This window comes from Pasteurella oralis (assembly GCF_042681465.1).
Lineage (GTDB): Bacteria > Pseudomonadota > Gammaproteobacteria > Enterobacterales > Pasteurellaceae > Pasteurella > Pasteurella oralis.
Genome location: NZ_JBHUFP010000025.1, coordinates 1 through 20,236 on the forward strand (window position 1 = coordinate 1; position 20,236 = coordinate 20,236).

27 protein-coding genes are annotated in these 20,236 nt (G+C 36.3%); 6 read left to right on the top strand and 21 right to left on the bottom strand.

Features of this window, described 5'->3' with window-relative positions; translation table 11 throughout:
- From ACFSAV_RS09315 to ACFSAV_RS09355, 9 genes are all read right to left on the bottom strand, one after another.
- On the bottom strand, positions 1 to 105 hold a 105-nt coding region (locus ACFSAV_RS09315; protein ID WP_005651251.1), incomplete at its 3' end, for a GTP-binding protein.
- A 59-nt stretch (positions 106 to 164) separates the two neighbouring features.
- Positions 165 to 2,267 (bottom strand): elongation factor G, encoded by a 2,103-nt coding sequence (fusA, locus tag ACFSAV_RS09320; protein WP_379098880.1) that lies wholly within the window; start codon positions 2,265 to 2,267, stop codon positions 165 to 167.
- A gap of 104 nt (positions 2,268 to 2,371) precedes the next feature.
- Positions 2,372 to 2,842 carry a 30S ribosomal protein S7 gene (gene rpsG, locus ACFSAV_RS09325; protein WP_101775465.1) on the bottom strand — a complete coding sequence of 157 codons (471 nt, stop codon included), beginning with the start codon at positions 2,840 to 2,842 and terminating at the stop codon, positions 2,372 to 2,374.
- Between the two features lie 135 nt (positions 2,843 to 2,977).
- Positions 2,978 to 3,352 (bottom strand): 30S ribosomal protein S12, encoded by a 375-nt coding sequence (gene rpsL / locus ACFSAV_RS09330; protein ID WP_005717858.1) that lies wholly within the window; start codon positions 3,350 to 3,352, stop codon positions 2,978 to 2,980.
- 184 nt (positions 3,353 to 3,536) lie between these two features.
- A complete protein-coding gene (gene tusB / locus ACFSAV_RS09335) occupies positions 3,537 to 3,824 on the bottom strand; it encodes a sulfurtransferase complex subunit TusB (RefSeq protein WP_101775466.1) in 288 nt (95 codons plus the stop codon).
- Between the two features lie 8 nt (positions 3,825 to 3,832).
- On the bottom strand, positions 3,833 to 4,192 hold the full coding sequence (gene tusC / locus ACFSAV_RS09340) for a sulfurtransferase complex subunit TusC (protein ID WP_174674046.1): 360 nt from the start codon (positions 4,190 to 4,192) through the stop codon (positions 3,833 to 3,835).
- The gene (gene tusD / locus ACFSAV_RS09345; RefSeq protein ID WP_379098885.1) at positions 4,192 to 4,572 is read right to left on the bottom strand and encodes a sulfurtransferase complex subunit TusD; all 381 of its coding nucleotides are present in this window, start codon (positions 4,570 to 4,572) and stop codon (positions 4,192 to 4,194) included. Before tusD ends, tusC begins: the two co-directional genes overlap by 1 nt.
- Positions 4,572 to 5,243 (bottom strand): helix-turn-helix transcriptional regulator, encoded by a 672-nt coding sequence (locus ACFSAV_RS09350; RefSeq protein ID WP_379098888.1) that lies wholly within the window; start codon positions 5,241 to 5,243, stop codon positions 4,572 to 4,574. The genes tusD and ACFSAV_RS09350 overlap by 1 nt, the downstream gene beginning before the upstream one ends.
- 75 nt (positions 5,244 to 5,318) lie before the next feature.
- The gene (locus ACFSAV_RS09355; protein WP_379098891.1) at positions 5,319 to 6,038 is read right to left on the bottom strand and encodes an FKBP-type peptidyl-prolyl cis-trans isomerase; all 720 of its coding nucleotides are present in this window, start codon (positions 6,036 to 6,038) and stop codon (positions 5,319 to 5,321) included.
- Between the two features lie 87 nt (positions 6,039 to 6,125).
- On the opposite strand from ACFSAV_RS09355, the gene ACFSAV_RS09360 reads away from it, so the two are divergent.
- A complete protein-coding gene (locus ACFSAV_RS09360; RefSeq protein ID WP_101775471.1) occupies positions 6,126 to 6,347 on the top strand; it encodes a SlyX family protein in 222 nt (73 codons plus the stop codon).
- Positions 6,348 to 6,407: 60 nt separating this feature from the next.
- Here ACFSAV_RS09360 and ACFSAV_RS09365 read toward each other — a convergent pair whose 3' ends face one another.
- Entirely contained in the window at positions 6,408 to 7,133 is a 726-nt protein-coding gene (locus ACFSAV_RS09365) for a glutathione peroxidase (protein WP_101775472.1), read from the bottom strand.
- 134 nt (positions 7,134 to 7,267) lie between these two features.
- Here ACFSAV_RS09365 and oxyR point away from each other — a divergent pair, with 134 nt between their 5' ends.
- The 3 genes from oxyR to ACFSAV_RS09380 are packed head-to-tail and all read left to right on the top strand — an operon-like array spanning position 7,268 to position 9,314.
- Positions 7,268 to 8,164, top strand: coding sequence for a DNA-binding transcriptional regulator OxyR (gene oxyR / locus ACFSAV_RS09370; protein WP_101775473.1), 897 nt, complete (start codon positions 7,268 to 7,270; stop codon positions 8,162 to 8,164).
- A 16-nt stretch (positions 8,165 to 8,180) separates the two neighbouring features.
- Positions 8,181 to 8,795 carry an HTH-type transcriptional repressor FabR gene (fabR, locus tag ACFSAV_RS09375; protein ID WP_101775474.1) on the top strand — a complete coding sequence of 205 codons (615 nt, stop codon included), beginning with the start codon at positions 8,181 to 8,183 and terminating at the stop codon, positions 8,793 to 8,795.
- A gap of 15 nt (positions 8,796 to 8,810) precedes the next feature.
- Positions 8,811 to 9,314, top strand: a complete 504-nt coding sequence (locus ACFSAV_RS09380) for a protein disulfide oxidoreductase (RefSeq protein WP_379098896.1) — start codon at positions 8,811 to 8,813, stop codon at positions 9,312 to 9,314.
- A 7-nt stretch (positions 9,315 to 9,321) separates the two neighbouring features.
- Here the strand turns inward: ACFSAV_RS09380 and deoR are convergent, their stop codons facing one another.
- Complete coding sequence (gene deoR, locus ACFSAV_RS09385) at positions 9,322 to 10,074, bottom strand: DNA-binding transcriptional repressor DeoR (protein WP_101775476.1); 753 nt, start codon at positions 10,072 to 10,074, stop codon at positions 9,322 to 9,324.
- An 18-nt stretch (positions 10,075 to 10,092) separates the two neighbouring features.
- Entirely contained in the window at positions 10,093 to 10,764 is a 672-nt protein-coding gene (deoC, locus tag ACFSAV_RS09390) for a deoxyribose-phosphate aldolase (protein WP_379098898.1), read from the bottom strand.
- A gap of 358 nt (positions 10,765 to 11,122) precedes the next feature.
- On the opposite strand from deoC, the gene rfaD reads away from it, so the two are divergent.
- A complete protein-coding gene (gene rfaD / locus ACFSAV_RS09395; protein ID WP_379098901.1) occupies positions 11,123 to 12,052 on the top strand; it encodes an ADP-glyceromanno-heptose 6-epimerase in 930 nt (309 codons plus the stop codon).
- A 49-nt stretch (positions 12,053 to 12,101) separates the two neighbouring features.
- Here rfaD and ACFSAV_RS09400 read toward each other — a convergent pair whose 3' ends face one another.
- Positions 12,102 to 12,734 (bottom strand): cation diffusion facilitator family transporter, encoded by a 633-nt coding sequence (locus tag ACFSAV_RS09400; protein WP_379098903.1) that lies wholly within the window; start codon positions 12,732 to 12,734, stop codon positions 12,102 to 12,104.
- A gap of 75 nt (positions 12,735 to 12,809) precedes the next feature.
- On the opposite strand from ACFSAV_RS09400, the gene ACFSAV_RS09405 reads away from it, so the two are divergent.
- A complete protein-coding gene (locus ACFSAV_RS09405) occupies positions 12,810 to 13,214 on the top strand; it encodes a MerR family transcriptional regulator (RefSeq protein ID WP_379098906.1) in 405 nt (134 codons plus the stop codon).
- Between the two features lie 96 nt (positions 13,215 to 13,310).
- Here ACFSAV_RS09405 and ACFSAV_RS09410 read toward each other — a convergent pair whose 3' ends face one another.
- From ACFSAV_RS09410 to nqrE, 8 genes are all read right to left on the bottom strand, one after another.
- The gene (locus tag ACFSAV_RS09410; RefSeq protein ID WP_379098909.1) at positions 13,311 to 14,552 is read right to left on the bottom strand and encodes an MFS transporter; all 1,242 of its coding nucleotides are present in this window, start codon (positions 14,550 to 14,552) and stop codon (positions 13,311 to 13,313) included.
- 299 nt (positions 14,553 to 14,851) lie between these two features.
- Complete coding sequence (mnmA, locus tag ACFSAV_RS09415; protein WP_379098912.1) at positions 14,852 to 16,003, bottom strand: tRNA 2-thiouridine(34) synthase MnmA; 1,152 nt, start codon at positions 16,001 to 16,003, stop codon at positions 14,852 to 14,854.
- Positions 16,003 to 16,317, bottom strand: coding sequence for a nucleotidyltransferase domain-containing protein (locus tag ACFSAV_RS09420; RefSeq protein WP_101775483.1), 315 nt, complete (start codon positions 16,315 to 16,317; stop codon positions 16,003 to 16,005). Before ACFSAV_RS09420 ends, mnmA begins: the two co-directional genes overlap by 1 nt.
- Complete coding sequence (locus ACFSAV_RS09425; RefSeq protein WP_379098915.1) at positions 16,299 to 16,718, bottom strand: nucleotidyltransferase substrate binding protein; 420 nt, start codon at positions 16,716 to 16,718, stop codon at positions 16,299 to 16,301. The genes ACFSAV_RS09420 and ACFSAV_RS09425 overlap by 19 nt, the downstream gene beginning before the upstream one ends.
- Before the next feature lie 221 nt (positions 16,719 to 16,939).
- Positions 16,940 to 17,194, bottom strand: coding sequence for a (Na+)-NQR maturation NqrM (gene nqrM / locus ACFSAV_RS09430; protein WP_101775485.1), 255 nt, complete (start codon positions 17,192 to 17,194; stop codon positions 16,940 to 16,942).
- 10 nt (positions 17,195 to 17,204) lie between these two features.
- The gene (locus ACFSAV_RS09435) at positions 17,205 to 18,236 is read right to left on the bottom strand and encodes an FAD:protein FMN transferase (RefSeq protein WP_379099705.1); all 1,032 of its coding nucleotides are present in this window, start codon (positions 18,234 to 18,236) and stop codon (positions 17,205 to 17,207) included.
- Positions 18,237 to 18,400: 164 nt separating this feature from the next.
- Positions 18,401 to 19,624: an NADH:ubiquinone reductase (Na(+)-transporting) subunit F gene (nqrF, locus tag ACFSAV_RS09440; RefSeq protein ID WP_101775486.1), complete on the bottom strand. Its 1,224-nt coding sequence runs from the start codon at positions 19,622 to 19,624 to the stop codon at positions 18,401 to 18,403.
- A 15-nt stretch (positions 19,625 to 19,639) separates the two neighbouring features.
- A complete protein-coding gene (nqrE, locus tag ACFSAV_RS09445) occupies positions 19,640 to 20,236 on the bottom strand; it encodes an NADH:ubiquinone reductase (Na(+)-transporting) subunit E (protein ID WP_049214744.1) in 597 nt (198 codons plus the stop codon).

Consider the following 20,236-nt stretch of genomic DNA (forward strand, 5'->3'; position numbering starts at 1 on the left):
TACTGTAGTGATTGCTGCTGTTAAAGTTGTTTTACCATGGTCAACGTGGCCGATTGTACCCACGTTTACGTGCGGTTTTGTACGTTCAAATTTTTCTTTAGACACGATTAAGTTTCCTCAGTAGATACCACAAGCCATTATGGCTTGTGGTTTGTTAAACAAAATTATTTTTTGCGAGCTTCAATAATTGCATCAGCAACATTTTTCGGCGCTTCTGCATACTTCAATGGTTCCATTGAGTATGAAGCACGACCTTGAGTTTGTGAACGAAGGTCAGTTGCATAACCAAACATCTCTGAAAGTGGTACTTCTGCATTGATCTTCACAACAAATTCATTTGCTTCTTGGCCGTTAACCATCGCACGACGACGGCTTAAATCACCAATTACATCACCTACGTAGTCTGGTGGCGTTTCAACTTCAACTTTCATGATCGGCTCAAGTAGAACTGGGTTTGCTTTATTAAATGCAGCTTTAAATGCTAAAGAAGCAGCTAATTTAAACGCAAGCTCAGATGAGTCAACATCATGGTATGAACCGAAGTGTAAACGTACACCTAAATCAACTACTGGATAACCCGCTAATGGACCAGATTTAAGTTGTTCTTGAATCCCTTTATCAACTGCAGGAATGTATTCACCAGGAATGACACCACCTTTGATTTCATTCACGAACTCGTAACCTGGACCCTCTGGTTCTAATGGATATAAGTCGATAACAACATGACCATATTGACCACGACCACCAGATTGTTTTGCGTGTTTACCTTCAACATCGTTAACGCGAGTACGGATTGTTTCACGGTAAGATACTTGTGGTTTACCAATATTCGCTTCAACTTTGAATTCACGACGCATACGGTCAACGATAATATCTAAGTGTAGCTCACCCATACCAGAAATAATAGTTTCACCAGATTCTTCATCAGTATGAACACGGAATGAAGGATCTTCTTGTGCAAGACGACCTAATGCAATACCCATTTTTTCTTGGTCTGCTTTAGTTTTTGGCTCAACTGCAACAGAAATGACTGGTTCAGGGAATTCCATACGCTCAAGAATAATTGGCGCATCTTGTGCACATAATGTATCGCCAGTACCAACATCTTTCAAACCAATTGCAGCTGCAATATCACCCGCGCGAACCTCTTTAATTTCTTCACGTTTATTCGCATGCATCTGTACGATACGACCAAAACGTTCACGTTTATCTTTTACAGAGTTTAATACTGTATCACCAGAGTTGATTACACCTGAATAAACACGGAAGAAAGTTAAGTTACCCACGAATGGGTCAGTTGCAATTTTGAATGCTAAAGCTGAGAATGGTTCATCATCACTTGCATGACGTTCACCTTCAGATTCATCTGGGTTGATACCTTTAATTGCAGGAATATCAGTTGGTGCAGGTAAATAATCGATTACCGCGTCAAGCATTGCTTGAACACCTTTATTTTTAAATGCTGAACCACAACAAACTGGAATAATTTCGCCAGATAATACACGTTGACGTAAACCAACTTTAATTTCTTCTTCAGTTAACTCTTCACCACCAAGGTATTTTTCCATTAACTCTTCTGAAGCTTCTGCTGCTGCCTCAACTAAATTTTGGCGCCATTCTTCACAAGCATCTAACATATCGGCAGGAATATCTTCATAGGTAAATGTCATACCTTGATCCGCATCATTCCAGTTAATTGCTTTCATTTTAATAAGGTCAACAACACCTTTGAAATTATCTTCTGAACCGATCGGAAGTTGTAAAGGCACTGAATTACCACCTAAACGTGTTTTGATTTGCTCAACGACACGTAGGAAGTTAGCACCTGTACGGTCCATTTTATTTACGAAAGCAACACGAGGAACTTGGTATTTATTTGCTTGACGCCATACAGTTTCAGATTGTGGTTGAACACCACCTACCGCACAATAAACCATTACAGCCCCATCTAGAACACGCATTGAACGCTCTACTTCAATCGTAAAGTCAACGTGTCCTGGAGTATCAATAACGTTAATACGGTGTTGTGGGTATTGTTTAGACATACCAGACCAGAATGCTGTTGTTGCAGCAGAAGTGATTGTGATACCACGTTCTTGCTCTTGCTCCATCCAGTCCATAGTAGCTGCACCATCGTGCACCTCACCAAGTTTGTGACTCACACCTGTATAGAAAAGGATACGCTCGGAAGTTGTGGTTTTACCTGCGTCAATGTGAGCACTGATACCAATGTTACGGTATCTTTCAATAGGGGTTGTACGTGCCATTATTATTTCCTTGCTGGAATTCAATATTAAATTTTAAATATGTATAAGGCTTCACCACATAATTAAATGAGATGAAGCCTAAAAAACGTAATTGCTTAAACTAATTACCAACGGTAATGAGCAAACGCTTTGTTAGCTTCAGCCATACGGTGAACATCTTCACGTTTTTTCACTGCTGCACCTTTGTTATCTGACGCATCAGATAACTCGTTAGCTAAACGTAAAGCCATTGATTTATCACCACGTTTACGTGCAGCTTCAACAATCCAACGCATACCTAATGCGTTACGACGTACTGGGCGTACTTCAACTGGTACTTGATAAGTAGAACCACCCACACGGCGAGATTTAACCTCAACAGTTGGGCGTACGTTTTCAAGTGCTGCTTCAAAAGCTTCTAATGCTTCTTTACCAGTACGTTGTGCTAACGTATCTAATGCACTATAAACGATTTTTTCTGCGATAGATTTTTTACCATCTACCATTAAAACATTGATAAATTTTGCAAGCAATTCTGATCCGAACTTTGGATCTGGAAGGATCTTGCGTTGACCTACAACACGACGACGTGGCATTGTAATTTCTCCGTATTAAAAATTCAGGATATCCAAAACTCATCTTTAATGCGATATCTATCGCTTATTGACTGGAGTTTATGGTTTAAATAGTTTTACTAATTTAGACGTTTGGCCTTACTTAACGGAGAACCATTAAGATTTAGGACGCTTAACGCCGTATTTAGAACGACCTTGTTTACGATCTTTAACGCCAGCACAGTCTAATGCACCGCGTACAGTGTGATAACGCACACCTGGTAAGTCTTTAACACGACCGCCACGGATAAGCACAACACTGTGCTCTTGAAGGTTATGGCCTTCACCGCCGATATAAGAAGTTACTTCGTAACCGTTAGTTAAGCGAATACGGCATACTTTACGTAATGCTGAGTTCGGTTTTTTAGGTGTAGTTGTGTATACACGTGTGCACACACCACGTTTCTGCGGGCAAGCCTCTAATGCAGGAACGTTACTTTTTACAACCTTTTTCACACGCGGTTTGCGTACTAGCTGGTTGATAGTTGCCATTAAAAAAGCTCCAGTATTAAAAATTATTCATAAAAGAATGTTTATCTTCAAAATCTATTCCATACAGGAATAGACGCTGAATTTTAATCTTCAATAGGGGCGATGTCAAGAAATAAGCAGAAACTCTTTGGAAATCATAAGAATTTGTGGTTTACCGTAAATCCTAGCTTCAACTCACTCTTAACTAAAGTGCAAACTGTGGAAAATATTGTTCTGTTAATTGAATAAATTGCGATAAATCAATGACTTTTATCTTGTTATTTAAAGTGAGTAATGGCGCTAAATGACGAGCCTTAATGTCATTTTCTAAAACAAAACATGGTGCGCTTGTTTGTTGCAATAGCAAAGGGAATTTAAGTAGTAGCAAAACACCATCTTGCCATAACAAGATAGCATCTTGTTCAGTGATATGTTGTATATAGCGCTCAAGTTCATTGACATCATAGCTTGCTTGCGAAAAAGTATAGAGCATATTACCTCTTAAAAAGTTAATATTTTTTCTGCTTGACGAAGTTTTTCAACTAACAAAGTGCGGCTTATTTTTTCACAAGAAATGACTTGTTGCTGTTCAGTTAATCCCAATTGAGTTAATGAATCATAGCAGACATAACGTTGCTCAATTGCATAGAGGTCTAATAGCTTTAATCCGCTGATAAAATCTTTCTGTAAAATCAATTCTGGCTGTTGCTGTGCTAATAAATTAAATACACCATCATCAATAAAAAAAACCGCAATATCTTCTTCATTACAGAAAGCTGTTGCAGCTAATAAAGCATCTAGCCCTTCACGACTTGCTGAAGATCCGTGAGGTGCAGAACGAAAAACAAAAGCGATTTTAATCATAATGTCAAAACTCTATCAGCTTCTAATAAAGCTTGATTAAACTCACCTAACCCAGCTAACACAAAATGTGTAGCTAAATTAGTTTGCGAGGCTTTTGGCGCAGTTTGCGTATCTACCACACCACGGCGTTGTGCTGCTGCAATACATAAATGAAGTGGTACATGATATTGTCTCGAAAAATCTTGCCATGCTGCTTGTAAGTGAAATTCATCGTTAGCAGGATAAACAAATTCATTACCAATAGTCACGCCTTGTTGAAAAAAGAAAATCTGGCTAATTTGATGCCCTTGCTCAACTAAAGCCTGTGCGACTTGATAAGCCAAATATCCACCCTGTGCACCATAAATCGGCTGTTTTATACAAAGTACATAACGCATTATTTTTGTTCGTCCGAATCTTGTTTCACTTGGCGAATATACAAATAGACTGTATGACGCGAAATATCTAGACGCTCTGCCACTAAATTAATTGCATCTTTAATGTCAAAAATACCTTTCTCATACAATGAAATAACGATCTGGCGATTTTTATTGTTATTTGACACCATACGATCTGCTGTCACTTCTTCAATTGTTTTTTCAACAGTTTGTGCGACAAGTTCTTCGACTGAACTTGCAAAATTAACACTTGAGGTTTCTTGCTGTTCTTGAGTCGGCATAAATGCCTGCATAAATTCAGAAACGGGAACATCCAAATTAATATTAATACATAATAATCCAATAATCCGCTGGCTTTTATTGCGAATTGCAATAGTTACTGACTTCATCAAACCTTTACTTTTTGCTCGGGTAAAGTAAGGTTTAGATACACTATCAGTTTGCATATTATGTAATGATTTCAATGCTAAATCCGTAATTGGTGAACCGATCTGGCGATTAGTGTTATGCCCATTAGCAATGCAAATCGTTGAATGTTCTAGATCTTCTAAAGAATGGAGCACAATTTCACAATGACGACCGATAAGTGCACTGACGCCATCCACTACCGCTTTATAAGAATTCAAAATGGCTTTATCTTCATCTGTAAAAGGTCGTTTATCAGTTAACATTGCCTTATTCTCAATTATTAAAAAATAAATGACCGCACTCTCGTACTTAAGACAATAGTGCGGTCGTTTTTTCAATTATTTTTTCGCTTCAGGTTTTACATCCACAACTTCAACTTCAAAATATAACGTTGAATCAGGAGGAATGATACCGGCACCCTGCTTAGCATATCCGAGTTCTGATGGTAATACTAATTCAATTTTGCCACCTTTTTTAATAAGTTGTAACCCTTCAGTCCAGCCCGGTACAAGCTGATTTAACTTAAGTGAAATAGGATTACCATCGGTGCTATCAAAAACCTGACCATTTGGTAGCTTACCTGTATAATTTACGACAACAAAATCTGTTGCATTAATTTGCTCACCTTCTCCTATTTTTTCAATACGATATAACAGTCCTGATTTTGTTTTTTTCACTCCTGCTTTTTTAGCAAATTCAGCACGATATTTGTCACCTTCTTCTTTTGCTTGTTTCGCAATGGCTGCTAATTGTTTTTCTTGCTCTTGTTGCATTTTCTCTTGTACTGAGCGCAAGGTATTAATCACTTGCTCGTTGGACGCAAGATCCGTTTTACCGGCTAATACATCTTCTACACCCGCTAACAAACGTGCATTATCATATTTAATGATACCTTTTTGTGTATCAATAATGTCTTTGGCATTGGAACCCAATAATATGCCGACAGCATAAGAAGCGTCATCATTAAATTTTTTCTCATCCGTATTAGCTAAAACTGTACTAGAAATTACCGCACTTATCATTAAAGTAATCGCAGAAAATTTTTGAATTTTAAACATAATGTCTAATCCTTTATAATAAAAAAACGAATTGAGATAGGTTAAAACGGAATGACCAAATTCACAACCTTTATTTGGAGTTTATTTATGCAAATTCAAGAAAAATTGGAACAACGCATTGCGGAATTAGAAATGAAAACCACGTTCCAAGAAAATTTACTAGATGAGTTAAACCAGTCGCTTATTGAGCAACAATTTGCGTTAGATAAAATGCAAGTGCAATTGCGTTATTTAGTAAATAAATTAAAAGATATGCAACCCTCTAACATCGCGAGCCAAGCCGAAGAAACACCACCTCCACATTATTAATCTTTCATTAAACAAAAAAGTGCGGCATAACCGCACTTTTTTCATTTGTTTATTGCTTAATTAAGCAAAATATTTTTCTAGCTCGTCACTACCGCCAATATATTGACCACCGATAAATACCTGCGGCACACTTGTTTTGCCAGTAATGGCACGAACTGAAATTGTACTCGCGTCACGACCTAACACAATTTCTTCAAAAGTATAACCTTTCTCTTTTAATAAGGCTTTTGCTTTTGCACAGAATGGGCAACCTGGTTTAGTGATAACAGACACTGATGGCTTAGCTTGCCACTCAGGTTTAAGATATTTCATCATTGTATCTGCATCAGAAACTTTGAATGGATCACCTGGCTCTTGTGGTTCAATAAACATTTTTTCAACCACACCATTACGTACTAACATAGAATAGCGCCAAGAACGCTTACCAAAGCCTAAATCTTCTTTACTGACTAACATCCCCATACCTTCAGTAAATTCACCATTACCATCTGGAATCACAATTACATTTTCAGATTCTTGATCGGCTTTCCAAGCATTCATCACAAAAGTATCATTGACAGACATACAAATAATGCTATCAACACCCAATGCTTTGAACTCGCAAGCAAGTTCATTATAACGTGGCAAATGTGTTGATGAACAAGTTGGCGTAAACGCGCCTGGTAATGAGAAAAGTACTACCGTTTTATTATCAAATAAATCTGCGCTGGTTACATCAACCCACTGATCACCTTGACGAGTATGAAATGTCACTTGAGGAACTTTCTTTCCTTCCATTGTTGCCATAAAAGATCTCCTATATGTTGAGCAATAAATGTAAAACGAATCTTACTCCTTTATGAATTATAGTCAAATTTATGGTATAGTTTCGGGCAATTGGTCCGATCTTTTTAATTGTTTGTTTCAATGATGAGGTAAAAATGAATATCCGCGATCTAGAATATTTCGTGGCGCTTGCAGAACATAAACATTTTCGCCGTGCGGCTGATTCGTGTCATGTAAGTCAGCCTACATTAAGTGGTCAAATTCGCAAGCTTGAAGATGAGCTAGGGATAATATTATTAGAACGAACAAGCCGTAAAGTCCTCTTTACTCAATCAGGCTTATTACTCGTTGATCAAGCAAGAGCAGTGTTACGAGAAGTAAAATTACTCAAAGAAATGGCAAGTAACCAAGGTAAAGAAATGACAGGACCAATACATATTGGAGTCATCCCAACTGTAGGTCCTTATTTATTACCTTATATTATGCCTGTACTCAAAGAAGCCTTTCCTGATTTAGAACTTTTCCTCTATGAAGCACAAACTAATCAACTTTTAGAACAATTGGAAACAGGTCACCTAGATTGTGCCATTATTGCATCAGTACGCGAAGCGGAAGCTTTTATTGAAGTCCCTATTTTTAATGAAAAAATGCTACTTGCTGTTAGTGATTCTCACCCATGGGCAAATGAAAAAGCCATTGAAATGAGTAAACTTAACGGTTGTGAAATGTTGATGTTAGATGATGGACATTGTTTACGCGACCAAACTATTGGCTACTGTTTTAGCGCGGGAGCAAAAGAAAATGCACATTTTCAGGCAACTAGCCTAGAAACTTTACGTAACATGGTTGCTGCAAATGCGGGTATCACTTTCATGCCTCAACTCGCTGTCATGAACGAAGGGAAACGTACTGGCGTTAAATATATTGCCTGTTATACGCCAGAACCTTCGCGCAGTATTAATTTAGTGTATCGCCCCGGTTCACCACTGCGTACTCGTTACGAAAGAATTGCTCAAACAGTCAGCCATGCTGTCAATGAAATTCTATCTTAAAAAGTAAGGAAAAAAGATGGCAGGAGTGAGAGCCTTACAAAAAGAAAAAACCAGACGTGCATTAATTAGTGCAGCCTTTAATCAGCTTACTGCAGAACAAAGTTTCTCTAACTTGAGCTTACGTGAAGTTGCCCGAGAAGCAGGTATTGCTCCAACCTCATTTTATCGCCACTTCAAAGATATGGATGAACTTGGCTTAACTATGGTGGATGAAGCAGGGCTGGTGTTACGTCAATTAATGCGCCAAGCACGCAAACGCTTAGAGAAAGGCGGTAGCGTGATTGTCATTTCCGTTGATACGTTCTTTGAATTTATTACGAATAGCCCTAATATGTTCCGCCTATTATTACGCGAAAGCTCAGGCACATCGCAGGCTTTTAGAACCGCAACTGCACGCGAAATTAAGCATTTTGTTGACGAATTGACTGAATATATTGCTCATCGTAACAGTTACTCACAATATGTTGCGCAAGTTCAAGCTGAAGGTATGGTCACTATCGTTTTCACCGCTGGTGCAAATGCATTGGATATGGGTAAAACAGAGCGTGAACAACTTAAACAACGGGTAATTTTGCAATTGCGTATGCTTGCCAAAGGCGCAGAGCAAATGAATCTCAAAGATATCGAATAATCTCCCGTCACAATGATGAGCAAAATTCGTAAACTCTTAACCTCTTTATTTTCACTTGCATTGACTTTAATCATCATGAGTGCTCTGCTTGATTTCATACGTCGACCAAATATACCTGTTAATGCCACAACAACTGTACTCATGGATCTAAAAAATCAGCCATTTCTCCTCGCTCAACTCAACCAAACACAGCCTACTATTTTGTATTTTTGGGGAAGCTGGTGTGGATATTGCCAATATACCTCACCAATAATACATGCGCTGGCAGAGGAGGGATATCCTGTTGTCTCTGTTGCATTAAGTTCTGGCGATAACGAAACTGTACAAACCTATTTAGCCAAATACCACTATAGTTTTACGACAGTCAATGATCCACAAGGGGAACTAAGTCGACAATGGCAAATTGCAGTGACGCCCACGATTATTATTTTGGATAAAGGGGAAATGTCGTTTGTGACAACAGGTTTAACTACCTATTGGGGTATGAAAGTGCGGTTACTTTTAACCAAGTTTTTTTAATTTAACTTTATTTGGTTGTACAAGTAATGATTTGATCTGCAAACTCCGTTGGCGCAGGCTGATCACAAATTAAGATGTCAAACGCATCTAAATTCGCGATGTAAGCTTGTTGTATTTGATGAAATTTAGCATGATCTACTACTAAAATAGACTGCTGTGTCCTTGCCATCGCCACTTGTTTGACTCTTGCCTCATCAAAATTGAAACAGGTCACACCTTGTTTTAAATCAACACCTGCCGCAGAAATGAATGCTTTATTTGTACGAATCATTTCGAGTTCTGTTTGAGATTGGATTGGTGTTAAGAAAGCATTATGACGTGAATAACGACCACCACATAAAATCACTTCACAATTTGGCTTTTCTTGTAATATGAGAAAAGTATTAATAGAACAACAAACAGCAGTAAAGTTTAGATGATGATCAATCTCTGTCGCAATAAATGGAATTGTTGAACCACAATCAAAGAAAACAACATCACCTTCTTCAACTAAGCTAGCTGCAATTTTCGCTAGCTGCATTTTTTCCGCCGTATTTTTTCCTTGATGTTCAAAAATTTGATACTGCTTGTTACCCTGCTTTTTGGGGTCTTTAACAATATAACCACCTAATAAAATAATTGAGCTTGCACAGGAGCTAAGATCTCGCCGAATAGTCATTTCAGACACTTTTAATATTTCAGCTGCCTCTCGCAAGTGAATCTTATCCATTTGCTTCAATAAAAATTCCAATTTTTGAATGCGAGAATTCATCTTGTCCATAGCAAGCTCAATCACTTATTAATAGGTGCTGTTTACATCCTGTAAACCATTAATAATTGCAATCCCTGCACTCGCACCAATACGTGTTGCACCAGCAGTAATCATCGCTACTGCTGTTGCCGTATCACGCACACCGCCAGACGCTTTCACTCCAATATCGCCTACGGTCTGTTTCATCAAGACAACATCTTCCACAGTTGCCCCACCACTGCTGAAACCTGTCGACGTTTTCACAAACGCTACATTTAATTGTTTACAAATTTCACATGCTTTAACAATTTCCTCTTTTGTTAATAAGCATGTTTCTAAAATCACTTTTAAGGGTTTATTTGCGCAAGCTACTAATACTTCTGCAACATCTGCACGGACAGCATCCCATTTATTAGATTTAATTAATCCGATGTTAATGACCATATCAATTTCATCTGCACCAGCTTGAATTGCTTGACTTGCTTCAAATGCTTTGACTGAACTCAAGTTAGCCCCTAAAGGAAAACCCACCACCGTACAAATTTTTACATCTGTACCAGCAAGTTTTTCCTTTGCTAAAGGAATATAAGCTGAATTAATACAGACAGACCAAAATTTATTCTCAATTGCTTCATCACATAATTGAAGAATATCTTGTTCGGTTTTCTCTGCGGTTAACGCCGTATGATCAATAAATTGTGCAATTTCTTTTGCGTCCATATATCTTCCTCGTTGACAATTTGTATGCGAAATAAACTATATGGTCATATTATACATCAAAATCAAAAGCAAAATGTGACGAGGTTAACAAAAAACTCATTGTTTGTGAAAAATATAACATTTTATTATTAAAAAAACAGTATGATTTTTCTGGCACGATTGAGCTTGTATAAAATTAAATCATTTCTTCTTTGCATATCAATTCCTTCTATTATAAAAACGGTCAAAACAGACATAAAAATGATAATAAGGATTTTGAGCAAACATCAAAAACTCACATAGCATACAAAATACTTAAACACATCCGTCATAAAATCCATTACAATACATTAAGTATTAACCAACAGAGGACAAGATCATGATTATCGTAACTGGCGGTGCTGGATTTATTGGTAGTAACATTGTAAAAGCCTTAAACGAACTTGGGCGTACAGATATTTTAGTGGTAGATAACTTAAAAGATGGTACCAAATTCGCAAACTTAGTAGATTTAGATATTGCTGATTATTGTGACAAAGAAGATTTTATTGCTTCTATTGTGGCGGGTGATGATTTAGGTGATATTGATGTCATTTTCCATGAAGGTGCTTGTTCTGCGACTACTGAATGGGACGGCAAATACATCATGCACAATAATTATGAATATTCAAAAGAATTATTACATTATTGCTTAGATCGTGAAATTCCGTTCTTCTATGCTTCATCCGCAGCCACTTATGGCGATAAAACCGAATTTCGCGAAGAACGCCAATTTGAAGCACCATTAAACGTGTATGGGTATTCAAAATTCTTATTTGACCAATATGTACGGGCGATTTTACCAGAAGCAAACTCACCTGTCTGTGGCTTCCGCTATTTCAATGTGTACGGTCCACGCGAAAATCACAAAGGTTCAATGGCAAGTGTCGCCTTCCATTTAAACAACCAAATTTTAAAAGGTGAAAATCCAAAATTATTCGCAGGAAGTGAACACTTCCGCCGTGACTTCGTATATGTAGGTGATGTAGCGGCAGTAAATATTTGGTGCTGGCAAAACAATATTTCAGGTATCTATAATTTAGGCACAGGTAATGCTGAATCTTTCCAAGAAGTAGCAAAAGCCGTAGTAAAATTCCATGGTAAGACTGAAGCAGATATTGAAACTATCCCATTCCCAGCGCATTTAAAGAGCCGCTATCAAGAATATACACAAGCTAACTTAGACAAGTTACGTGCAACTGGCTATGACAAGCCATTTAAAACTGTTGCGCAAGGTGTCGCGGAATATATGGCATGGTTAAATAAATAAAACATCAAAAGTGCGGTCAAAAATTTGAAAATTTCGACCGCACTTTTCTCTACTCCACCCCCAATAACGCTTCTTTTATAATTGCATAGCCACTTTTTAAAACAAATAAACTCAAAATGAAACTGGCGATAATATCAACCCATATCCAATTAAATAGATATGCACTTAAGCCAGCGCTAATCGCGACAATTGAACCCAATAGATCCGCTAACACATGCAAATAAGCCGCGCGAAGATTGAGATTTGCTTGATCGTCTTTTAACATCAAGTGAGCAACAACCACATTTACTAACAAGCCTAATACCGCAACAATTAACATTGGTAATGAAGCAATCTGTTGTGGATATTGCCAACGTTCAATTGCCTCCCAAATAATGTAAATAGCGACTAACAATAAAGAAAACCCATTTAATATCGCTACTCGACGTTGATTTTGTGGATTTAAATATAACGCAATTAAAGCAATCAATAAGGCAAAACTATCATTAGCCATATGCCCTGCATCGGCCATCAATGCCAAGCTATTAAAAGAATAACCACCCAAAAATTCAATAATCATAAAACTTGTAATCAAGAAAAAACTCAGTACAAGAATTCTGCGATTCTCAGTATGAATATGTTGGTGATGGTGAAAATGATCAGAGGAATGATCGTGCTTATGATGGGTCCGTTGAGATGGCATATCACTTTCCTTTTCATTATTTGTGGTTTTAATTACAATAATAAAGTTTGTAGTCACTACAAGGTCAAGCTATCGATGACAACTTTTTTTAAAATAAATGAATTAAGCGAAAAAACCGATATTCATCGTGAAACCATTCGCTATTATGAAAAGATTGGTTTGTTACCTAAGCCACAACGTGGCGTAAATGGCTATCGGCTATACGATGACAAAACAGTACAATGTTTAGAATTTATTAAAACTTGTCGAACACTCGGTTTTAGTATTGAAGAAATCAAGCAACTACACCAACTGCAAACTAACCCTAAAGCGGATTGTCAAAATGCAGATGAAATCATCCGTCACCATTTAAATCAAGTACAAGAAAAAATTCAACAACTCAAAAAGATTGAACAATTTTTACAAACTCTCTCAACGTGTGACGAGCATAGCATTGCCCATTGCAAAGTAATGAGCGGATTAAGGATGAGAAAAGGTTAAAAGAAGTATCATAAACACAGTGAAATAACTAAAAAGAACTGCCTAATTAACTCAAAAAGTTATTCAGACAGTACTTATGACAAAAGCAGCTTATAGTTAAAAATGCAACATTTGTTTTGCTCGATCAACAGGTGAATTAAGAAAACCAATCACAGCTTGATTAAAAAGAAAAACTCCAATAGCAATGCCAACTAATACAATGTTCGTGAGTAAAATAAATGGGATACCTAATGTATCAATTAATCCACCAGTGAATAAAGTCGATAAAGGAACACTGATATTACCAAAAAATGACATATTTAACAGAACTTTGGTTCTAATTGCCGGATCCAGCGTTTTTAGCAAATGAGAATCAACTGTGACATTAATCCAATTTCTTGCGATACCAATCATTATCATAGCAAAGATAAAAACATTGCTATAATAAGAAAAATAAATGCAGACTAACCCCAGAATAAATAAACAAGATGAAAAGACCATAAATAAATGCATATAACTGAATTTCGCTTTGATTTTTTCATACAAATAACTTCCTAAAATAATACCAATACTCATACCCGACATAGCAAAGCTATAGTCAAAAGAACTCATTTTCATTATTTCTTTTATGATATAAATAATAATTAATTGAAGTGGTCCAAAAACAATTCCCATAATCATACTGTAGAAAAATAACCCTCTAATCACATCACTAGTAATTGTATATTTAACACCCAACAATAAATCATCAAAAAATTTAATATTTTTATTTAAATTAACATTATTATAAACATTAATTAAACTTATTAAAAAAATAGAACACATACTTAAAATAAGATAAATCAAGAATGCAATAATAAAATCAAAATATGCCACTATTGCACCACCAAAAATCAAGCCTAATATGCTAATAGCAGAGTTTAAACGCATTATAATGTTATTAGCCTCTGTAATACGATTTTCTTCAACAATATCGACAATAAAACTAGTACTACCAATGCGGGCTATTCCATTGCCTAAAGAGAAAAGGGCTTGAAAAACCATAAGATAAAAAATATCTAATAACAAAAAATTATAAATAATGATTAATGTGATAAATGCGCTAATTTGAATCAACATTCCAATTTGAATTAACTTTTTTCGACTAAATTTATCACCTAATGGTGAAAGCAAAAAACTGGTACTGATGTAAATAATAGTTGCGGGAATTAAAGTGTAGCTCACATATATTGCTTTTTGATAAGTATCTAATATCCACCAATTGATTGAAATATTCGTTGCTATGCTCGTTAAGCTACTCAATAAAAAAGAGAAACGATATAACCAAAAATTTTTTCCTAAAGATAAGAAATTTTTCATATTTTCTCCTCAATACGAATATTGTAATGAAGATTACATAACTTATTACTAAATACAACATATTAAGATTACTATACTACGAATATCGCTCAAAGAATGTATTGGTTTTCGATAAATAATATACTTTATCTCATTTTTCTTTCTCTTGCTTGTAAAAAGCAAATCCTAGTAAAGGCTGTTATTCAACAATAATACCTAACACAATAAGTCTCATAAAATTATCTATTATTAATAATAAAAAAGTGCGGTTAAAATCATTAAAATTTCAACCGCACTCTTATTATCATAATAAGAAAGAACTACTTAATTTGAGCTTCAATTATCCCACCACCAAGACAAACTTCACCTTGATAAAATACCGCAGATTGTCCCGGAGTAACCGCAATTTGTGGCTCATCAAAGATCACTCGGATATTGTCATCATCAATAGGTTGAATCTCACAGGGAATATCCTCTTGGCGATAACGGGTTTTCACGCTACAACGTAAATTTTGACGAATTGGTTGACGATCAACCCAATGTAGCTGGCTAGCAATTAACCCTGTTGATAATAACGCCGAATTATCATGCCCCTGAGCAACCACTAACACATTATTTACTAAATCTTTTTCTACCACATAAAACGGTTCTTCACTCAGCCCTTTTACACCACCGATACCTAACCCTTTGCGTTGCCCTAAAGTATGGTACATCAAACCATCATGACGACCAACAACTACACCATCGACAGTTTTAATATCACCAGGTTGTGCTGGTAAATAACGTGCTAAAAAATCTTTAAACTTACGTTCGCCAATAAAACAAATACCAGTTGAATCCTTTTTCTTTGCTGTCACTAAACCTAAATCTTCTGCTATTGCACGCACAATTGGTTTTGCGATTTCCCCGACAGGAAATAAGCTTTGCGCCACTTGATCTTTGCTTAAGGTATATAAGAAATAACTTTGATCTTTATTGTTATCTAAGCCACGTAATAATTGGCATTCTCCCTCTTTCTCACCGCGACGTACATAATGCCCTGTGGCAATATAATCTGCGCCTAAATCTTCCGCAGCATATTCTAAGAAAGCTTTAAATTTAATTTCTTTGTTGCACAAAATATCAGGGTTTGGTGTACGTCCTGCTTTATATTCTTGTAAAAAATGCTCAAATACATTATCCCAATATTCTGCGGCAAAATTAATTTTATGTAATTTAATACCAAGTTTATCGCATACAGCTTGGGCATCAGCTAAATCTGCCGCCGCAGTACAATAATCTGTATCATCATCTTCTTCCCAGTTCTTCATAAACAAGCCTTCGACTTGATAGCCTTGTTGTTGAAGAATAAAAGCCGACACAGAAGAGTCTACTCCTCCTGACATACCACAGATGACTTTCTTTTTACCGTTTTCAGCAAGTTCAAGTGCGGTCAGTTTTGCAAAATTTTCTTCATAAGTTTTTGATTTCATTATTTATCTTCTCGTTGATAAAAGATTTTCCCGACACGATCAATATGATCAATAAAAGGTTGATGAGTAAGGTGATGATAAATAGATAAATCGAATAAATAAGGAGAATCTGAATCATCCAAATCATGCCAAATTCTGCTGAGAGTCTTATCAGTCAAATTTTTTCCCTTAAAAGTCAAATCAATATCTGAACCAATACGATAATTTCCTTTAGCACGCGATCCATAAATAATTGCACTCTCTATCTCAGGATATTTTGCCAAAATGTCAATAATAATTTTGATATTTCGTTGACTTAAGCCGAATTTTTCCATAAAAAATGCATTCTCTGCTCTAAAGCAATAAACAAAGGTAAATATGTTTTAGTTACCATTTGAAAAGTCTTAGTTAAAATAGTTTCATCATACGTATGTACCGATGCATTACGACTATTTAACATCTCCATCCAATTATCACCGTCCTCAATTAATTCATACTGAAAAGCAATTCGAGTAATATTTCGCGGTCCACCTAATTCTGTTAGCCCTTGATATTTTAGATAGTCTTGCATCACCTTCCATGCCAGTTCATGTGTAATTTCAAAGCTATGAATAACACCTTTTTTGATAATATCTAACTCTGTGTTTGCATATTTCTCAACCTCATCGGTTAAATATACAACGGCTTTTCGATAATTTTCAAAACGTTGCTTCCAACGAGTATCTTGTTGCATCATGTTCCCCTGCTTTAACGTATATCTTTGTACAATAGTTTTACTAGCTTAGCTTTAATTACCCACTGATAATTCATCTATCATCACAATGATTATTTCTGGATTTTATATGACACATAAACAAAAGTGCACTCATTTTAGGATGACTTGCACTTTTGTACTGAATTTGAAATGTCGAGTTACACTAATTTGGTATCAATCAAAGTGATTTATCATTCGATAAATTATTTCACTTCATAAAAGTGCGAGTCATTTTTGGCAAATTTTTCATCGTATTCTTTTTGAGCTTGTTCATCGCCAGCATCTAATTTGGCTTTCAAATTATCACATGGTTCCTCACAATCACACACTTTTTTCAGACCTAGTGATGAAATGCCACCACAACTGCCTGCAATAGTCTTACGTTTTACAATGTAACCAATTGCCATGCCCGCAATAATTAATAAAAAAAGACCAAATGTAAGTAAAAAAAGTTGCATTGCATTATCCTTAATGTTGACTATTTAATAATTTTTCAAATGCTGAGGACATCTTAGCCTCAAAGCCGTTTTCTGTTTTGCTAATTAAATATACAAGTAAATTATATTTTTCAGCCACTTCTAATGCTTTTTCTTCACCTAAAACATATAACCCTGTAGATAAGCCATCCGCAGTCATCGTGGAATCAGCAAGCACTGTAATAGAAGCCAATCGATGTGCTATTGGATAACCTGTTTTTGGATCAATTTCATGAGAAAAACGACGTCCATTTTCTTCAAAATAGTTACGATAATTACCTGAAGTTGCCATAGCTAAATCTTTTAAACCAATAATTTGGGAAACTGCGCGAGAGCCATCAAAACTTGGTTTTTCAATCGCGATTTGCCAATCTTTACCTTCTATATTTTTGCCTTTAGCACGAATTTCACCACCGATTTCGACTAAATAATTATCGCCCCCTTGTTCTGCAACATAAGCGGCTACTTTATCTACACCAAAACCTTTTGCAATAGAAGAAAGATCAACATATAACTGTGGCACTGCCTTTTGTAAAAAGAATTTATCATCTTGCTGAGTTAATGTTAACTTCTCAATTCCCACCCAAGCACGTCGTGTCTCAAGTTGTTCTTCCATTGCTTCTGGTGTCGTTCGTTTCTCTGGACCAAACCCCCATAAATTGACGAGTGGGCCAATAGTGACATCCAAAGCGCCTTCTGTCACCTTATTCAAACGAATTGACTCCGCTAATACCGTAGCTAAATCTGTCGAAATCTCAATCGGAGTATCTGTTTGAGTATTCTGATTGAACATACTTAATTCAGAGCTTGCAATATAAGTCGACATTTTATTATTCACATCTTTTAGTATTATCTCTATACCCTTATGCATAGCTTCTGGTTTGACATGAAGTTTTCCATTATCAATGTATTTCACACTGTAAGTCGTTCCCATTGTTTTGCCCGTTAAAGTCACCATTTCTGCTGGCTTATCACAAGCAACTAATAACAGAACGCTGAATGCGACTAAGGCATTGGTCATCATTTTTTGTAATTTCACGTTAATTCCTTTGCGTTAAAAAGTTGTAAGTTTGGATTTTCCGCTGAATAAAAACCAAAATTGCAAATTTTCTTAAATAGAAGTGCGGTCAACTTTACAAAATTTCGTAAAAATCGACCGCACTTTGAGTGAGTTAAGATAAATGGAAATTAGCCACCAAAATCATCTAACAAGATATTTTCATCTTCAACACCAAGATCTTTTAACATCTTAATTACAGATGAATTCATGATTGGTGGTCCACACATGTAATATTCACAATCTTCTGGTGCCTCATGATCTTTTAAGTAATTTTCATAAAGGACATTGTGAATAAAGCCTGTGTAACCATCCCAATTATCATCAGGTAATGGATCAGAAAGTGCTACATGCCATACAAAATTGTCGTTTTCTGCTTGTAACGTATCAAAATCTTCCACATAGAACATTTCACGTTTAGAACGCGCACCATACCAGAATGACATTTTACGTTTTGATTTCAAACGTTTTAACTGATCAAAAATATGTGAACGCATTGGCGCCATTCCTGCACCACCACCGATGAAGACCATTTCCGCATCAGTGTCTTTCGCAAAGAATTCACCAAATGGACCAGAAATAGTGACTTTATCACCTGCTTTTAATGACCAAATATAAGAGGACATTTGACCCGGAGGTGCATCTGGCGCAGATGGCGGAGGCGTCGCAATACGCACGTTAAGCATAATAATGCCTTTTTCTTCTGGATATGATGCCATTGAATAAGCACGAATAATTGGTTCATCAACTTTGGATACATAGCGCCATAAGTCATATTTATCCCAATCCTCATGGTATTCTTTTGGAATATCAAAATCTTTATAATTCACCACATGTGGATCAGCTTCAATTTGAATATAACCACCAGCGCGGAATGGGACTTCTTCACCTTCAGGGATCGCTAATTTGAGTTCTTTAATAAAAGTCGCTTTATTATCATTAGAGATAACTGTACATTCCCATTTTTTTACACCAAACACTTCTTCTGGCAATTCAATTTTCATGCTGCTTTTCACATTCACTTGGCAAGAAAGGCGATAACCTTCTTTTGCTTCGCGTTTTGAAATATGTGAAAGTTCTGTTGGTAGAATATCTCCACCACCTTCAGTAACTTTAACTAAGCATTGACCACAAGAGCCACCGCCGCCACAAGCTGAAGATACAAAAATACCTTTACTTGCTAACGCGCCTAATAATTTACCACCAGCAGGCAAATGAATTGCTTTGCTTGGATCGTCGTTAATTTCAATTGTAATGTCACCTGAATTCACTAATTTTGATTTAGCAAATAAAATAATAACTGCTAAAGCCAAAACAATAACGGTGAACATTGCAATACCAAGAGTAATTTCCATTCTGTATCCCCTTTCTTACAACTGAATACCTGAGAATGACATAAAACCAAGTGCCATTAAGCCAACAGTAATAAAGGTAATCCCTAAACCACGTAAACCCGCTGGTACATCAGAATATTTCATTTTTTCAGTGATTCCTGCAAGTGCAACAATTGCTAACATCCAGCCAGTACCCGCACCTAAACCATAAACAACAGATTCTGCGAAGTTATAATCACGCTGTACCATAAATGATACACCACCAAAAATTGCACAGTTTACTGTAATTAATGGTAAGAAAATCCCTAATGCGTTATAAAGTGCTGGGAAATACTTATCAAGCACCATTTCAAGAATTTGAACTAATGCCGCAATGACACCGATGAAAGTAATGAAGTTTAAGAAACTTAAATCAATACCTTGTACTAATGCACTGTCTTTTAAAATATGGGTATAAACCAATTGGTTCACTGGGACAGCAATCCCTAATACCACGATAACCGCAATACCCAAACCAAACGAAGTTGACACTTTTTTCGATACAGCAAGGAATGTACACATCCCTAAGAAGAAAGAAAGCGCCATATTTTCGATAAAGACAGATTTAACGAAAAGACTAATATAATGTTCCAT

Excerpts from the sequence above, each read along its gene's own strand:
- fusA (WP_379098880.1), bottom strand. The coding sequence starts at position 2,267 with ATGGCACGTACAACCCCTATTGAAAGATACCGTAACATTGGTATCAGT.
- rpsG (WP_101775465.1), bottom strand. The coding sequence starts at position 2,842 with ATGCCACGTCGTCGTGTTGTAGGTCAACGCAAGATCCTTCCAGATCCA.
- rpsL (WP_005717858.1), bottom strand. The coding sequence starts at position 3,352 with ATGGCAACTATCAACCAGCTAGTACGCAAACCGCGTGTGAAAAAGGTT.
- tusB (WP_101775466.1), bottom strand. The coding sequence starts at position 3,824 with ATGCTCTATACTTTTTCGCAAGCAAGCTATGATGTCAATGAACTTGAG.
- tusD (WP_379098885.1), bottom strand. The coding sequence starts at position 4,572 with ATGCGTTATGTACTTTGTATAAAACAGCCGATTTATGGTGCACAGGGT.
- ACFSAV_RS09350 (WP_379098888.1), bottom strand. The coding sequence starts at position 5,243 with ATGTTAACTGATAAACGACCTTTTACAGATGAAGATAAAGCCATTTTG.
- ACFSAV_RS09355 (WP_379098891.1), bottom strand. The coding sequence starts at position 6,038 with ATGTTTAAAATTCAAAAATTTTCTGCGATTACTTTAATGATAAGTGCG.
- ACFSAV_RS09360 (WP_101775471.1), top strand. The coding sequence starts at position 6,126 with ATGCAAATTCAAGAAAAATTGGAACAACGCATTGCGGAATTAGAAATG.
- ACFSAV_RS09365 (WP_101775472.1), bottom strand. The coding sequence starts at position 7,133 with ATGGCAACAATGGAAGGAAAGAAAGTTCCTCAAGTGACATTTCATACT.
- oxyR (WP_101775473.1), top strand. The coding sequence starts at position 7,268 with ATGAATATCCGCGATCTAGAATATTTCGTGGCGCTTGCAGAACATAAA.
- fabR (WP_101775474.1), top strand. The coding sequence starts at position 8,181 with ATGGCAGGAGTGAGAGCCTTACAAAAAGAAAAAACCAGACGTGCATTA.
- ACFSAV_RS09380 (WP_379098896.1), top strand. The coding sequence starts at position 8,811 with ATGAGCAAAATTCGTAAACTCTTAACCTCTTTATTTTCACTTGCATTG.
- deoR (WP_101775476.1), bottom strand. The coding sequence starts at position 10,074 with ATGGACAAGATGAATTCTCGCATTCAAAAATTGGAATTTTTATTGAAG.
- deoC (WP_379098898.1), bottom strand. The coding sequence starts at position 10,764 with ATGGACGCAAAAGAAATTGCACAATTTATTGATCATACGGCGTTAACC.
- rfaD (WP_379098901.1), top strand. The coding sequence starts at position 11,123 with ATGATTATCGTAACTGGCGGTGCTGGATTTATTGGTAGTAACATTGTA.
- ACFSAV_RS09400 (WP_379098903.1), bottom strand. The coding sequence starts at position 12,734 with ATGCCATCTCAACGGACCCATCATAAGCACGATCATTCCTCTGATCAT.
- ACFSAV_RS09405 (WP_379098906.1), top strand. The coding sequence starts at position 12,810 with ATGACAACTTTTTTTAAAATAAATGAATTAAGCGAAAAAACCGATATT.
- ACFSAV_RS09410 (WP_379098909.1), bottom strand. The coding sequence starts at position 14,552 with ATGAAAAATTTCTTATCTTTAGGAAAAAATTTTTGGTTATATCGTTTC.
- mnmA (WP_379098912.1), bottom strand. The coding sequence starts at position 16,003 with ATGAAATCAAAAACTTATGAAGAAAATTTTGCAAAACTGACCGCACTT.
- ACFSAV_RS09420 (WP_101775483.1), bottom strand. The coding sequence starts at position 16,317 with ATGGAAAAATTCGGCTTAAGTCAACGAAATATCAAAATTATTATTGAC.
- ACFSAV_RS09425 (WP_379098915.1), bottom strand. The coding sequence starts at position 16,718 with ATGATGCAACAAGATACTCGTTGGAAGCAACGTTTTGAAAATTATCGA.
- nqrM (WP_101775485.1), bottom strand. The coding sequence starts at position 17,194 with ATGCAACTTTTTTTACTTACATTTGGTCTTTTTTTATTAATTATTGCG.
- ACFSAV_RS09435 (WP_379099705.1), bottom strand. The coding sequence starts at position 18,236 with ATGATGACCAATGCCTTAGTCGCATTCAGCGTTCTGTTATTAGTTGCT.
- nqrF (WP_101775486.1), bottom strand. The coding sequence starts at position 19,624 with ATGGAAATTACTCTTGGTATTGCAATGTTCACCGTTATTGTTTTGGCT.
- nqrE (WP_049214744.1), bottom strand. The coding sequence starts at position 20,236 with ATGGAACATTATATTAGTCTTTTCGTTAAATCTGTCTTTATCGAAAAT.